This is a genomic window from Maribacter algicola (assembly GCF_003933245.1).
Classification (GTDB): domain Bacteria; phylum Bacteroidota; class Bacteroidia; order Flavobacteriales; family Flavobacteriaceae; genus Maribacter; species Maribacter algicola.
The window spans coordinates 183,937-198,645 of sequence record NZ_QUSX01000001.1; the positions used below are offsets into that span (position 1 = coordinate 183,937).

Annotated in this window: 14 protein-coding genes; 10 read left to right on the forward strand and 4 right to left on the reverse strand. The window is 41.2% G+C overall.

From position 1 onward, the window contains the following. Window positions 1-229: 229 nt before the first annotated feature. Window positions 230-910 (forward strand): GTP cyclohydrolase I FolE, encoded by a 681-nt coding sequence (folE, locus tag DZC72_RS00755; RefSeq protein WP_125221029.1) that lies wholly within the window; start codon window positions 230-232, stop codon window positions 908-910. 15 nt (window positions 911-925) lie between these two features. Beyond that, window positions 926-2,404 (forward strand): cysteine--tRNA ligase, encoded by a 1,479-nt coding sequence (gene cysS, locus DZC72_RS00760; protein WP_125221030.1) that lies wholly within the window; start codon window positions 926-928, stop codon window positions 2,402-2,404. Window positions 2,405-2,410: 6 nt separating this feature from the next. Here the strand turns inward: cysS and DZC72_RS00765 are convergent, their stop codons facing one another. Next, window positions 2,411-3,328, reverse strand: coding sequence for an AraC family transcriptional regulator (locus DZC72_RS00765; RefSeq protein WP_125221031.1), 918 nt, complete (start codon window positions 3,326-3,328; stop codon window positions 2,411-2,413). Between the two features lie 205 nt (window positions 3,329-3,533). Between DZC72_RS00765 and exaC the strand changes: the two genes are divergently transcribed. The 7 genes from exaC (at window position 3,534) to DZC72_RS00800 (ending at window position 9,170) form a co-directional block, all read left to right on the forward strand. Next, the gene (exaC, locus tag DZC72_RS00770) at window positions 3,534-5,057 is read left to right on the forward strand and encodes an acetaldehyde dehydrogenase ExaC (RefSeq protein ID WP_125221032.1); all 1,524 of its coding nucleotides are present in this window, start codon (window positions 3,534-3,536) and stop codon (window positions 5,055-5,057) included. A 10-nt stretch (window positions 5,058-5,067) separates the two neighbouring features. Continuing rightward, window positions 5,068-5,442 carry a DUF779 domain-containing protein gene (locus DZC72_RS00775; RefSeq protein WP_125221033.1) on the forward strand — a complete coding sequence of 125 codons (375 nt, stop codon included), beginning with the start codon at window positions 5,068-5,070 and terminating at the stop codon, window positions 5,440-5,442. A gap of 100 nt (window positions 5,443-5,542) precedes the next feature. Then, window positions 5,543-5,776, forward strand: coding sequence for a membrane protein insertion efficiency factor YidD (gene yidD, locus DZC72_RS00780; protein ID WP_394340614.1), 234 nt, complete (start codon window positions 5,543-5,545; stop codon window positions 5,774-5,776). A gap of 89 nt (window positions 5,777-5,865) precedes the next feature. Then, entirely contained in the window at window positions 5,866-6,828 is a 963-nt protein-coding gene (gene lgt / locus DZC72_RS00785; RefSeq protein ID WP_125221034.1) for a prolipoprotein diacylglyceryl transferase, read from the forward strand. Window positions 6,829-6,841: 13 nt separating this feature from the next. After that, complete coding sequence (locus DZC72_RS00790; RefSeq protein ID WP_125221035.1) at window positions 6,842-7,333, forward strand: DUF192 domain-containing protein; 492 nt, start codon at window positions 6,842-6,844, stop codon at window positions 7,331-7,333. A gap of 3 nt (window positions 7,334-7,336) precedes the next feature. Beyond that, window positions 7,337-7,855 (forward strand): GNAT family N-acetyltransferase, encoded by a 519-nt coding sequence (locus tag DZC72_RS00795; RefSeq protein WP_125221036.1) that lies wholly within the window; start codon window positions 7,337-7,339, stop codon window positions 7,853-7,855. A gap of 94 nt (window positions 7,856-7,949) precedes the next feature. Further along, the gene (locus tag DZC72_RS00800; protein ID WP_125221037.1) at window positions 7,950-9,170 is read left to right on the forward strand and encodes an ATP-binding cassette domain-containing protein; all 1,221 of its coding nucleotides are present in this window, start codon (window positions 7,950-7,952) and stop codon (window positions 9,168-9,170) included. Between the two features lie 102 nt (window positions 9,171-9,272). On the opposite strand, the gene secDF is transcribed toward DZC72_RS00800, so the two are convergent. The 3 genes from secDF to mdh form a co-directional block, all read right to left on the reverse strand. Continuing rightward, window positions 9,273-12,236: a protein translocase subunit SecDF gene (gene secDF, locus DZC72_RS00805; RefSeq protein ID WP_125221038.1), complete on the reverse strand. Its 2,964-nt coding sequence runs from the start codon at window positions 12,234-12,236 to the stop codon at window positions 9,273-9,275. Between the two features lie 98 nt (window positions 12,237-12,334). Further along, window positions 12,335-13,057, reverse strand: a complete 723-nt coding sequence (locus tag DZC72_RS00810; protein ID WP_125221039.1) for a hypothetical protein — start codon at window positions 13,055-13,057, stop codon at window positions 12,335-12,337. Window positions 13,058-13,079: 22 nt separating this feature from the next. Further along, window positions 13,080-14,006, reverse strand: a complete 927-nt coding sequence (gene mdh, locus DZC72_RS00815; RefSeq protein ID WP_125221040.1) for a malate dehydrogenase — start codon at window positions 14,004-14,006, stop codon at window positions 13,080-13,082. Window positions 14,007-14,297: 291 nt separating this feature from the next. Between mdh and DZC72_RS00820 the strand changes: the two genes are divergently transcribed. Next, window positions 14,298-14,672, forward strand: coding sequence for a hypothetical protein (locus tag DZC72_RS00820; protein WP_125221041.1), 375 nt, complete (start codon window positions 14,298-14,300; stop codon window positions 14,670-14,672). Window positions 14,673-14,709: the final 37 nt, after the last annotated feature.

Below are 14,709 nucleotides of genomic sequence, written 5' to 3' on the forward strand. Positions count from 1 at the left end.
ACTTTACTTTAACGTATATAATAACTGGCTAATACAAGGTTTAGTATTTTTCAACGATTTATTTGAGCACTTAATCGATGAACGGACAATTAAGCCTTTCTTAAAAGGGCACAAAACCAACAGAAGCAAATCCTTAAACTTAACATCGATTTATAGTACCAATGAAGCACCTCATGGTATAAAGTGCCATAGAATGTATATCTTTGCCCCTTGTTAAAGTTTGTCTTAAATGAAAACAGAGGGAACATTGGAGGAACAGTTTGAACAATTGGGAGATGACCACATTTCTTCATCTGAAGAAACCCCCTTACGAAAGGATGCCTTCCTACTAAGTGATGAAGAAAAAATAGAAAGAATCAAGGGAAGTGTTCGGGAAATACTGCTCACTTTGGGAATGGATCTTGAGGACGATAGTCTTAAGGGCACACCAAACAGAGTAGCCAAAATGTTCGTAAAGGAAATTTTTGGCGGTCTCCACCCTGATAGAAAGCCCAATTCTTCCACATTTGAGAACAAATACAAATATGGGGAAATGTTGGTAGAAAAAAACATCACCCTTTATTCCACCTGTGAACACCATTTATTGCCAATCGTGGGCAGAGCTCATGTAGCCTACATTTCTAATGGCTCCGTGGTAGGTCTATCTAAAATGAACCGCATCGTAGATTACTATGCCAAAAGGCCTCAGGTACAAGAAAGACTTAACATTCAAATAGTTAGGGAATTGCAAAAGGTACTTGGAACCGAAGATGTAGCATGCGTCATCGATGCAAAACATCTTTGCGTAAATTCCAGGGGGATCCGTGATATCGAAAGTAGTACCGTGACTGCGGAATATGGCGGTAAATTCAAGGAAGAAGCTGTTCGCAACGAGTTTTTGGAGTATATAAACATGGATACGCAATTTTAATCCCCTCCTAATAAAATGCAATTGTACCAAGAGCAAACTTTAAGGGTCCACAATTCACTTTCAGGAAAAAAAGAAACATTTGTCCCTATAAACGAGGGCCATATAGGCATGTACGTCTGCGGTCCAACGGTATATAGTAACGTACACCTGGGAAACTGTAGGACCTTCATGTCTTTCGATATGATCTTCAGGTACTTCCGTCATTTGGGATACAAGGTGAGGTATGTACGAAATATTACGGATGCAGGCCACCTAGTCGATGATGCAGAGGATGGCGAGGACAAAATTGCAAAGAAGGCAAGGTTGGAACAACTGGAGCCCATGGAAGTCGTTCAACGATATACCGTGGACTTTCATAATATTTTGGAGAAATTCAATTTTCTTCCACCCAGTATAGAACCTACGGCAACGGGGCATATCATTGAACAAATTGAAATTATAAAGGATATTCTGGAAAAAGGATATGCCTATGAGGTGAACGGTTCTGTTTATTTTGATGTCGTTAAGTTCAACGAAACGAACGAATACGGAAAACTTAGTGGTAGAAAACTGGAGGACATGATTGCCAATACCCGTGAACTTACAGCACAAGATGATAAAAGAAGTCCCCAAGATTTCGCCCTTTGGAAAAAAGCGGAGCCAGAACACATTATGCGCTGGCCCTCGCCGTGGGGCGATGGTTTTCCCGGTTGGCATTTGGAATGTACGGCCATGAGCACCAAGTATCTTGGAGAGACCTTTGATATTCACGGAGGCGGAATGGATTTAAAGTTCCCGCACCACGAATGTGAAATTGCACAGGCAGAAGCAAGTAACGGTAAATCACCTGTCAAATATTGGATGCACGCCAACATGCTGACCTTAAATGGCAAAAAAATGGCCAAATCCACAGGAAACAGTATTCTTCCAGGGGAAATATTCTCCGGCGAAAACAATATTCTCAGCAAGCCCTTTTCCCCTCCCATGATACGATTTTTCATGATGCAGGCCCATTATGCAAGTATTTTGGATATAAGCAACGACGCCCTATTGGCTTCGGAAAAAGGGTTCAACAAATTAATGGACTCAATAAAGTCCATAAAAGCCTTACCCACAGGAAACAAGTCGGATTTTAATGTCAAGGAATGGAGACAAACGTGTTATGACGCCATGAACGATGACTTTAACACGCCGATACTTATTGCCAAACTATTTGATGCCGTCAAGCACATAAACCTCATTAAAGAAGGTTCAGAGACACTTATTCAAGACGATAAGGAAATGCTTCTTGAGACCATGCAAAATTTCGTTTTTGACATATTGGGATTGGAGGACAAACAAAGTTCCAGTGCGGATTCTGAAAAACTAAGCGGTGTCGTAGAATTGTTGATTCAACTTAGAAAAGAGGCAAGGGAAAACAAGGATTTTGCTACTTCGGATAAAATAAGAGATCAATTGGCAGCGTTGGGCATTCAGCTCAAAGACGGCAAAGAGGGAACTACCTATAGTTTATAACCGCACTTAGTACCGTATCGTTTTTAGCTGCGATTGGTACTCACCCGGGGAGAGCTGCTGCCTGTGTTTGAACACGCGATTAAAATAAGACCTACTTTCAAATCCACATTGCATGTAAACATCCTTGATATTCAATCCAGGATCCTGCAATAATCCAGTGGCCAGTTTAATCCGTTCGTTATTGATGAACTCGATGGGCGAAATTCCCAGCTCATTTTTAAAGATCCTGTGAAAATGGGACTGGCTCATACAGGCCTTTTTGCTTAAATCCTCAACGTTCAAAGGTTCATGTAGATTTTCGCGTATGTACCTTATTACAAATGAAAGTCGATTATTACTGTTTATGGCTATCTGTGAGCTGGTATATATTTTACGCTCGTTGGTCTGTAAAATCCGTATGATAAGTTCACGAAGCATATTATCAACAAAGAAATCCTTGGAGGGATGGTTTTCAGAGAAAAGAAAAAGTAATCTCTGTAGGATCTGAAAAATTCCTTGATCGTTCACAAAGTGGAAATTGTAATCCATTAAGCTCCATTCCTTCTCGTCATCCCTGGTCATGCTTTCGTTCATGAACTGTAGCACATTTTTGATTTTATCTTCGGATATGGCCATGGCCAAACAACGGGTTGGATTTTTGGATTTGGCCTCAGGAAAATCAATACACATGGTTTCATTAGCCGGGAGTACCAGAGACTCGCCCGGCAAAAAATCAAACGATTCATAGTCCCTAAGATGCATAACTTTTTTCCCTTCGATCATACTAGCCAAAACAGGTTGGTTAAATTGCAACAACACTTTCTCAGCTTGTTCATGGGTTTCAAAAACATGCATGGCCGCATTTTTTAACGTATAGGAGGTTTGGTTTTCGACCATAGTTTCCAATCGTCTTCCCTCCAAAAATGTATCGGACAGCTTTAACATTTCTTAATAATATCAATCATGCAATATGGAATATACAAAATTTTATATCTAAATAAATCATTATAACAAATAATGATAGGATTGTTCATGTTATTCATAGAATTCGTCAGACCATTGCACTTTTCAATATGTAATTTTAGAGGAATCTTTTATAAAGAACTGAAAAACAAAGAACTAATTTTTAATTTTTTAAAACAGTTAAGATATGAGCAACACTGCAACCGTGGCGCAAGACGTGCTACAAAAACCGACATTCAAAAATCAATATGAGAATTTCATAGGAGGAAAATGGACGGCACCCGTAAAGGGGGAGTATTTTGAAAACACCTCTCCGGTAGACGGAAAATCCTTTACAAGGATTCCCAGATCTACGGCAGAGGATATAGAAAAGGCTATTGATGCGGCATGGGAAGCAGCACCTTCATGGAACAATTCATCGGCAACAGAACGAAGCAATATGCTTTTGAAAATAGCCGATGTAATGGAAAAAAATCTGGAGATACTGGCGAGAGCCGAAACATGGGACAACGGAAAAGCAATTAGGGAAACAAGAGCTGCAGATTTACCATTGGCCATAGACCATTTTAGATATTTTGCCGGGGTTATCAGGGCCGAAGAAGGATCCGTAAGTGAATTGGACAGTAATACCGTTGCCTTAAACGTTACCGAGCCTTTGGGAGTAGTTGGACAGATCATTCCTTGGAACTTCCCTATTTTGATGGCGGTATGGAAACTGGCCCCAGCATTGGCAGCAGGAAACTGTGTAGTCCTAAAGCCCGCTGAACAGACCCCTGTAGGGATTCTTATCCTTGTTGAGTTGATTCAGGATATTCTTCCCGCTGGTGTTCTTAACGTCGTTAACGGCTTTGGAGCCGAAGCAGGCAAACCCTTGGCATCAAGCTCAAGAATCAATAAGGTCGCATTCACCGGAGAGACTACAACCGGACAATTGATTATGCAATATGCCTCCAAAAACATCACGCCCGTTACTTTGGAACTGGGCGGGAAATCTCCAAATATATTCTTCGAGAATATTATGGACGCAGATGATGAATTCTTTGATAAATGTATCGAAGGTGCCAACATGTTCGCCCTTAACCAAGGTGAGGTCTGTACCTGTCCATCTAGAATGCTCGTACAGGAAAGTATTTTTGATGCCTTTATGGCACGTGTTATAGAAAGAACAAAAGCGATAAAAATGGGACATCCCCTAGACCCGAACACGATGATGGGAGCCCAGGCATCCAGCGACCAGTTTGAAAAAATCCTCAACTATATCCAAATTGGCAAGGAAGAGGGTTGTGAGGTGTTGACCGGTGGTGAGCAAGCCTACAATGAAGGCTTGGAAGGTGGATTTTACATTCAGCCAACAGTGTTAAAAGGAAACAATAAAATGAGAGTGTTCCAGGAGGAAATCTTTGGACCCGTCGTTTGTGTAACCACCTTCAAGGATGAGGCCGAAGCCATTGAAATCGCCAATGATACGTTGTATGGTCTGGGGGCCGGGGTCTGGACCAGGGATACACACCAGGCCTATACGGTTTCCAGGGCCATCAAAGCGGGTAGGGTCTGGGTAAACTGCTACCACCTTTATCCCGCACATGCCCCATTTGGTGGATATAAAAAATCCGGAATAGGCAGGGAGAACCATAAAATGATGTTGGCGCACTACAGACAGACGAAGAACATGCTTATCTCTTACGATAAGAAGCCAATGGGATTCTTTTAAAAGAAAGAACATGAAAACCAAACGGGTACTGGTAAGTGATAAAGCTGCCGAAGTTATCAGTGAGCTCAAGGAAAAACACGGTGATCTTATGTTTCACCAGAGTGGGGGTTGTTGCGACGGCTCTTCTCCTATGTGCTTTCCTAAAGGCGAATTGATGATCGATGATAACGATATTTGGTTGGGAACTATAGAGGGATGTGAATTTCACATTTCCAAAGACCAATTTGAATATTGGAAACATACCCAACTTACCGTCGATGTAACACCCGGTAGAGGGGCAAGCTTTTCACTGGAAATACCCATGGGCATTCGGTTTATCATAAAATCCCGACTTTATAGTCCGGAAGAGGCGGAAAATCTAGCCCCTGTTCGGGTAGGGGAGTAATTAAAAGTATATATCATTTAAAAAAGGCCTGTAGAACATACGGGCCTTTCACTTTTTCAACACGATATAATGCGTAACTTGTTCCCTCAAAATTCTGCCGTTGAAACTTACATTTAAAAATATACTCATAGCTCCTTTTGTACTTTTGGTCCGTTTTTACCAACTTGTCATTTCACCTTATACTCCGGCAACTTGCAGGTACTCGCCAACATGCTCCCAATATACCTTGGAGGCATTGAAAAAGCATGGCCTTTTTAAAGGAGGCTGGTTGTCCGTCAAAAGAATATTCAGTTGTAATCCCTGGGGAGGAAAAGGATATGACCCCGTACCCTAAAAAATTGTACAAACTGTAAATTCGACCGGATATTTCGTAGGAGGTAATCGGTCCTATTTGCTTATATTAGCCCCTCTAAATCATCGCGCATGTACTTCTTAGGAATTATTTGGAATCCCAACGAGACCCTCTTCAATTTAGGCCCCATCCAAATAAAGTATTACAATTTGCTTTGGATTATCGCTTTTGCCATTGGTTGGTATCTTATGAAGAGGATATTCGTAAATGAAAAAAAATCGGTTGAACAACTAGATTCTCTTTTTGTATATACAGTTTTAGGAACCATGCTGGGAGCCAGATTGGGGCATGTCTTTTTCTATGACTGGCCCTATTATAAAAATCATTTACTGGAAATACTTTTACCAATACGGGAGAGCGATACGGGCAGTCTTCTTTTTGGTCTTATCGATGGGTATGAGTTCACCGGTTTTACGGGATTGGCCAGCCACGGGGCAACCATTGGTATTATTATTGCCACCTATTTGTTCACCCGAAAACATAATGGTTTCAGTATGCTTTGGATTTTTGATAGACTTACTATCCCCGTTGCTATTGGGGCTTTTTGTGTGCGTTTAGGTAACTTCTTCAACTCTGAAATAAACGGAAAGACTGTTGACGAGTCTTTCATCTTTGCGACAAAATTCATCAGGGATTCGGACGACCTCCATCCATCAAAAGCCTTGGGAGTCACCAAGGAAAGAACGCTGAACGCGGCCTATGATGCCATTGAGAACGACCCCCAATTTTCCCAATATTTAATGGAGATTCCTTATAGACATCCTGCGCAATTGTACGAAGGAGTATGCTATATTTTTGTTTTTATTCTATTGTATTATCTCTATTGGAAGACCGATAAAAAGAACAAACCCGGCTATCTTTTTGGGTTGTTTCTGATTCTATTGTGGACCGTTCGTTTCTTTGTGGAATTTGTAAAGAAAAGCCAAGGTGGTTTTGAAGAATCCCTAGGTTTACTATCAACGGGACAATGGTTGAGTATTCCCTTTATCCTATTAGGCTTTTATTTCATGTTCAGACCTGTAAAAACATCATAAATCGGTTACCGATATGTGCGTTTCAAAATACTTTTTGGGCATAGCGATAATTTTATTTATTGGATTGTCCTCTTGCAAGGAAGAAGCAAAGAAGGCAATCAAAACAACCCCGGTGACCTTTACGAAGGAGGGTTCTTTGAGTATCTTCAGACAAGAATCGGATTCCTTAATACAACAATTGGATATAGAAATTGCGGAAACCGATTATGAGACCCAAACCGGACTCATGTACCGAAAAAGCATGGAAACCAGCCAGGGAATGTTGTTCATTTTTCCCGATGTTGCCATGCATTCCTTTTACATGAAGAATACGGAGTTTCCCTTGGATATCATCTTCATAGGCGAAAATTTAAAAATAGCCAGCATCCAAAAAAACGCCCAACCTTATAATGAGATCGGCCTGTCTTCCAAAGTACCGGTAAAATATGTGTTGGAAGTAAATGGGGGCCTTTCAGATGCTTGGTCCCTTGAAATTGGGGACAGGATTTCGTTCATAAGACTTTAGCCCATGAACTACTCTATGGAAGGTGCCGAAACGAAAAGGCTACAGTTCAGAAAATTAACTGTGGCCGATTTTGATGCATGGCTGCCCTTCCATGTAGACCCTAGATCGTCGCAGTTTTGGTCAGGCCTTCCTCAAAATCCGGTTGCTGCCTGTTCCCAACAATTTGACCGGGTTTTTGAACGCTATGAAAAAGGTCTGGGAGGAATGTTCGCCTTAATAAACAAGGACACAAAGGAACTAGTTGGCCTGTGTGGCTTGTTAATACAAAGTGTGGATGGCCAAGAAGAACTGGAAATTGGGTATTCCGTTCTCCCAACACATTGGGGGAAAGGTTTCGCCTCCGAAGCCGCCCAAAAATGCAAGGAAACCGCCTTCAAAAAAGGATGGGCAAACCATCTTATTTCCATTATCCATATTGAAAATGAACCTTCCAAAAAAGTAGCCATAAATAATGGTATGCATCTGGAAAAAAGAACGGAATACAAGAACAACCCTGTATATATCTTTAGAATAGATCGATAATATGGAGCCCTCTTGGAGGGATTTTTTATGGCAATCTAATTACCTCAAAAAAAGAAATGTTCAATAACCAAGCTATTTACCAAATTTGAAACGCATGAACCATTGGGGGATTTTTACGGATAATCAAACCAACAAAAAAGAGCTTATTCAAAAGCTTCAAAACAATAAGTTTTTAGATATCATAAACCTGAAGGACAAAACCGGAAAACTATTTTCCCAATTGGCCCTTAGAAAGTTCATGGAGGAAGAAGAAAAACATGGTACCAAATACATTTCAAATGCGGGTCAAGACTTAAAGACAATGTCCAGCGGGGAACAAAAAAAAGCCTTGTTATTTCATATCCTCGACCAAAAACCGGACTATATTCTATTGGACAATCCCTTTGATAATTTGGATATAGGATTTCAAAGTAGTTTGAGAGACCTTCTCATAGAAAAGTCCCGTGAAACAATTCTTGTTCAGCTGGCCAGTAGAAAGTCTGATATGCTTCCCCATATCCACAATTTTGCAAAAGTCATTGATGGCCAACTTATAGTCGTAAAGGAAACATCGCAACATGAAAACGAGGAGATGAACGTCTTTTCGGGAAACATTCCTCCTCCAATTGACCCAATTCAATTTGATGGAAACATATTAATTTCGTTTCAAAAAGTTTCCGTCTCGTATGGCGAAAAACACGTTCTCAAGGATATTGACTGGGAAGTGAAACCCGGAGAGTTCTGGCAACTGATCGGAAACAATGGGACGGGTAAGACAACCATTCTTTCGATGATAACCGGGGATAATCCTAAAGCTTTCGGCCAAGAAATATACCTATTCGGAAAAAAGAAAGGTTCCGGGGAAAGTGTTTGGGACATCAAGGAAAAAATAGGCTACTTCTCCCCTGCCATGACCGATAGCTTTTCCGGAAGACATTCCGTCGAAAATATGCTAATTTCCGGGTTATTGGATTCCATTGGACTGTATATTAAACCCACCGAAATCCAAAAAAGGATTATTAAGGATTGGCTCTTACTTATTTGTTTATGGGATAGAAGAAACGTTCAATTCAACGATCTTTCCTTAGGAGAACAGCGTCTCGTTATGACCGTTCGCGCCATGGTAAAACATCCACCATTATTAATACTTGACGAACCCACCAGTGGTATGGACGATATCTCTGCCAATATGCTCGTGGCACTTGTCAATAAAATTGCGGAAGAGACACAGACCACCATCCTATTTGTAAGCCATAGAAAAGAACCCGGACTCAACCCCAAGAAAATCCTTGAATTAAAACAAACAGAGGAGGGTTCCATTGCCATTGTAGAATAGAACCTGATAGGTTTTAAACAAAGAGCTCACCCTAAAAGAACCCACAAAAAAAAGTCGCTATGATAACATAACGACTTTCCTGAGTTAGTATTAAACCAATTTCTAATTGAGGACTTTTGTAATCTTCTTGCTCAATGCATCGAACATAACTGGTGTTGCAATAAATACAGAAGAATACGTACCTACAACTACACCAACAATCATTGCGAACATAAATCCTCTCAACGATTCGCCACCAAAAATAAAGATGGCCAATAATACCACCAAGGTGGTCAAAGAGGTATTCAAGGTTCTTCCCAACGTACTGTTGATTGCGGAATTGACATTTTCTCCACCCTTCCAACCTCTCTCGGCCAAAATTTCACGTATACGGTCGAACACTACCACGGTATCGTTCAAGGAATACCCTATGACCGTTAGTATGGCCGCAATAAAGGCTTGATCGATTTCCATGTTGAATGGCATTATTTTACCGAATATGGAGAAAACACCCAAAACGATCAAAACATCGTGGAATACGGCGACGACCGCTCCCAATGAGAATTGCCATCTACGGAAACGTATTAAAATGTATAGGAAAACCACGGCCAATGAGCCCAAAATGGCCAGGAAGGCATTGTTCTTGATATCATCCGCAATGGTAGGACCTACTTTCACGGACTGTAATATTCCCACGGTTTTACCTTCACTTCCAATGGCAAAAGCATCTTTAGAAGTTCCGTCTGGAAGGTATTTTTGCAATGAGTTGTATAATTTATCCTGAATTTCGGTATCCACTTCAATACCTTCAACATCTACTTTATAAGGGGTCGTAATCTTTATTTGATTCGCTTCCCCAAAGGTCTTCACATTGGTTCCACTTCCAAATACGTCGTTCAATTCAGATGCTATTTCGGAAGGGTTCACGGCTTGTTCAAAACGTACCGTGTAGGAACGACCTCCCACAAAATCCACACCCTGTTGCAATCCAGGCCCAAAAAACAAGGATGCCAGACCTACTAGAACCAAAATACCTGAAAGGATGTAAGAAATCTTTCGTTTTACCAAGAAATCGATGGATAGGTTCTGGAACAGGCCTTTTGTTAGACTTGTGGAGAAATCCAGTTTTCTATTTTTACCACTGATGTACCAATCTATCAATAATCGGGTAATGAAAATAGCCGTGAACAAAGAGGTAAGGATACCGATAAGCAAGGTAGTCGCAAATCCTTTGATCGGGCCCGACCCAAAGACAAACAGGATTATGGCCGTAAGACCTGTAGTAATATTCGCATCCAAAATGGAGGATAGAGCATTTCCAAAACCATCGGACACGGCCAGACTCTTGCCCTTCCCTTTTGCAAGTTCCTCTTTTATCCTTTCAAAAATAAGTACGTTCGCATCCACGGACATACCTATCGTCAATACGATACCCGCGATACCCGGTAAAGTCAATACGGCGTTCAAACTTGTGAGTACCCCAAAAATCAATAGAATGTTCAACAACAACGCAACATCGGCAAAGGCACCCGCCTTTCCATAATATGCGATCATCCATAGCAATACAATGGCCATAGCTATCAAAAAGGACATAAAACCACTGTCTATTGCTTCCTGACCCAACGATGGACCTACGATTTCAGATTGTATGATTTCCGCAGAAGCCGGTAATTTACCTGCTCGCAATACGTTTGAAATATCCTTTGTTTCGTTTACGGTAAAGTTACCCGTGATCTCTGAACGACCACCTGAAATGGGGCCACTGGAAACCCCTGGAGCGGTATATACCTTGTTATCCAAAACAATTGCAATTCCTGTTTGGTTATTATAGGCATCGCCTGTCAATTGCTCCCATTCCTTGGCACCTTTGGTGTTCATGGTCATGGAAACGGCTGGTTTGCCAAATTGGTCAAAATCTGCACGGGCATCGCTCACCACATCACCACTGATTCGAGGAACTCCTTCCCGGTTGGACTTTAAGGCATACAAATCGATTACTTCCGTATCTTCGGTTGCAGGTCTTTCCCAAACAAATTTTACGAATTGGATATCCGCTGGCAATAACCTTCTGATTTCCGGCATTCTAAAATAAGACCCAATGGTAGCCGTGTCCTTTATGGCAGCCCTGAACATAGCGTTTGTTCCGGGGTTTGCAGGTATCAACAACTCGTAAAGAGGGTTCACCTGAGTAGCAAGGTCCAAAGAATCAGCGGCCACATCCGATAACAAAGAATCCAATTCCGACTCTTCCTTCACAGGTTCCGGCTTCTTGACATCCACGATCTCCTTTAATTTTTCGTTCGCTTGGATCAAGAAAGTGCTAAAGGATGGATTGCTCTGTTTGTACGTTTCCCAAAACTCCAATTGTGCTGTACTTGATAATAAATCCTGAGCGCGGTTTATATCCCTCGCACCAGGCAATTCTACCAAAATCCTACCTGAATTTCCTTCCCTTTGGATATTTGGCTGGGTAACCCCAAAGCCATCAATACGCTCACGCAACACCTCGAATGCGGATACTACGGACTCATCTATTTTTCTTCGGATGATGGGTTTTACCTCATCATCGGACATTTGAAAGTTGATTTCATCGCTCAATCCCTTATTGGCAAAAATATCCGGTGAGGCCAGTTTGGTTTCTCCCTTAATTTCGTCAAAAGCCTCAAAGAATAGATTGAGGTAGGTATCATCGCTATTTTTCGACGCCGCATCGGCATCGGCCAATGCTTTGTTGAAAACAGGGTTTTTAGTGTTGTTCGCCAAACCTTTCAATATGTCCTTTACGGATATTTGCAAGGTAACGTTGATTCCCCCTTTTAGGTCAAGACCTTTGTTCAACTCCTTCTTTTTGGCCTCGTCGTAGTTGGTGTAACCCAAAATGGTATTGTTGCCAATGGAATCCAAGTAACTGGCTTCCAAAGCTTCCCTTTTGGCTATGTAGTCCTCTTCCCCTTCAGAAATACGGCTTGCAGCAAATACTTCTGCTTCCTTCTCTACCTTATTGGTGATGAAAGTGTAGGATAGTTGGTAGATACTAACTAACCCGAATAATAAAGCAAAAAGCTTTATAAGTCCTTTATTTTGCATTTTAAAAATTGATTTAAGTTATGTCGATTATAATTTTTTTGTGATTTAAAAATCAAGAGGAAACGTAATTTTCTCCCTTTGAGTAGGTTGTTTGGAAATTAGCTTTTCCCAAGAAGACAAGGTCCTGCCCTTCCCTCTGGTATGTTCCGTGAAGTATTATCTATTGCGATTGCAATGTTATGATGAATCTTAAAGGCCGTTTGATCCAAAGTATCCGGCCTTAACACCACTGGAGTGTTGGCATACAGTAGAACCGAATTATAAAATCCCCCGTGAACCTCCTTCTGGGCCACAACGAGGTTTCCGTTGATTTTCAATCCATTATGGGCCTGTTGATGTAAATCTGAAACAACAAGGCTATAATTTTCAGGGAGGCTTTCATTTGGAAAATTAAGAGGGGATTCGTCTTCATACCCCGATGGCTTCGAGGTTTCATCGGAAAGAAATTCCTTGACAACATGCGCATCGATATCGCTGTAATAACGAATATTTACATGGCTGGTATCATCTTCTATTACCTCAATACCTTCGACACCCAAGAACAACAGTTTTTGCGTGATGTTGGACAACACTTCATCACGAGCATTTTCAGATGCGATTTCCACATCTGTGAATTGAAGGGTAATCTGCTGATTGGATGCTCTTTTATGCGGCTGACCGAGCCCCAAAAGAACGAGGATTACTATTAAGCTACTTATGCACCATTTTGCATTCATGGCGCAAATATAAAAAGAAAGATTATTGTTGAAACTATATTTTAGGATATAAGCCGAATGCCCTGAAAAAGAAAACCTTTGGATTCGTAATCCAAAGGTTTTCATATACGTTTAAGATGTATGAAAACTACAGTTCCAACAATCCGTTGGTTTTGGAAACACCTTCCGCACTTTCTTTCATTTTTGCCTTTTCAGCATCGCTTAATGGTATATCCACAATTTGCTCGATACCATTTTTACCTAGGATAACAGGCACCCCTATACAAATATCGTTTAGGCCGTACTCTCCTTCCAGCAACGTGGAACAAGGGAACATTTTCTTTTGGTCGCAGGCAATGGCCTGCACCAATGCGGAAACCGCTGCCCCTGGAGCATACCAAGCACTGGTACCCAACAATTTGGTCAAGGTGGCACCTCCTACTTTGGTATCTTCCGCAACTTGTTGTAATCGCTCCTCGGATAAAAATTCGGATACTTTGATACTATTTCGTGTAGCGTGCGAGGTCAAAGGAACCATTCCAGTATCGCTATGCCCCCCTATGACCATGCCGTCCACATCGGATATGGGAGCATCCATGGCCTCAGCCAAGCGATACTTAAAACGGGCGCTATCCAACGCACCCCCCATTCCTATAATCTTGTTCTTTGGAATATCCGTTGTTTTATGAACCAAATAGGTCATGGTATCCATTGGATTACTCACAACGATAATGATGACGTTGGGAGAATGCTGTATCAGGTTGCTAGATACCGTCTTTACGATACCTGCATTGATGCCTATCAACTCTTCCCGGGTCATTCCGGGCTTTCTAGGAATACCGGAAGTTATGACAGCAATATCGCTGTTGGCAGTTTTTGAATAATCATTGGTACTTCCCGTAATTTTGGTATCAAAACCGTTCAAGGATGCTGTTTGCATCAAATCCATCGCCTTACCTTCCGCAAAACCCTCCTTAATATCCAAAATGACCACCTCTGAAGCAAAATCCTTAATGGCAATGTACTCCGCACAACTGGCTCCTACCGCTCCAGCTCCAACTACTGTAACTTTCATGTTCCTATATTTTTATGAATTAATTTATTTATACTAAAACAAAAGGTTTCACTATACCTTTTTAGCTTGTCAAAAATACTCAATTCCTAACAATTTGACAGGAAGTAAAGCGGTAATATATCCAGACTTTTGACTTTTAAAAACATCGACAAAATGTAGCTTACGTTAAAAAAAGATACCTTTCAACGAAGAAATGGCAAAAAAGTTGCCATACGTCGATTTTTAGTAATATCGCAAAAGATGCCCCGTTTATGATTGTGGATCCCAAATCCAAACATAACCTACTTAGCAATGAAAAAGTTCCTCTCGTTAATGGCCATTTGTGCCATTATCTTTTCCGCAAACTGTTCGCGCATTGAACAGAACAATGACCCCATTATTGGTATTTGGTCCCAATCCGGAACCGAAATTAGCAATGGTTCTTCCAAAAGTACCCTCCGTAAAGAGTGGATTTTTAATGATGTTTATCTTGGTAGATATCATGAAATCAACGGAAACGACATTACCCTACAAACAGATTTTAAGTGGTACAAGGAAGGTGACATTTATACCATAGAATATAGGGGACTTGAAAATGTGCCTGTTGACCGTTTAAAAATTATTGAAAGCGATCAAGGTACTATTTTGGAAAAGATTGATGGCGAGTACGTAGCCATCAGGGAGTAGAAAATTTTCACAGGGCCATGGGAAAGAGCCTGTTCGG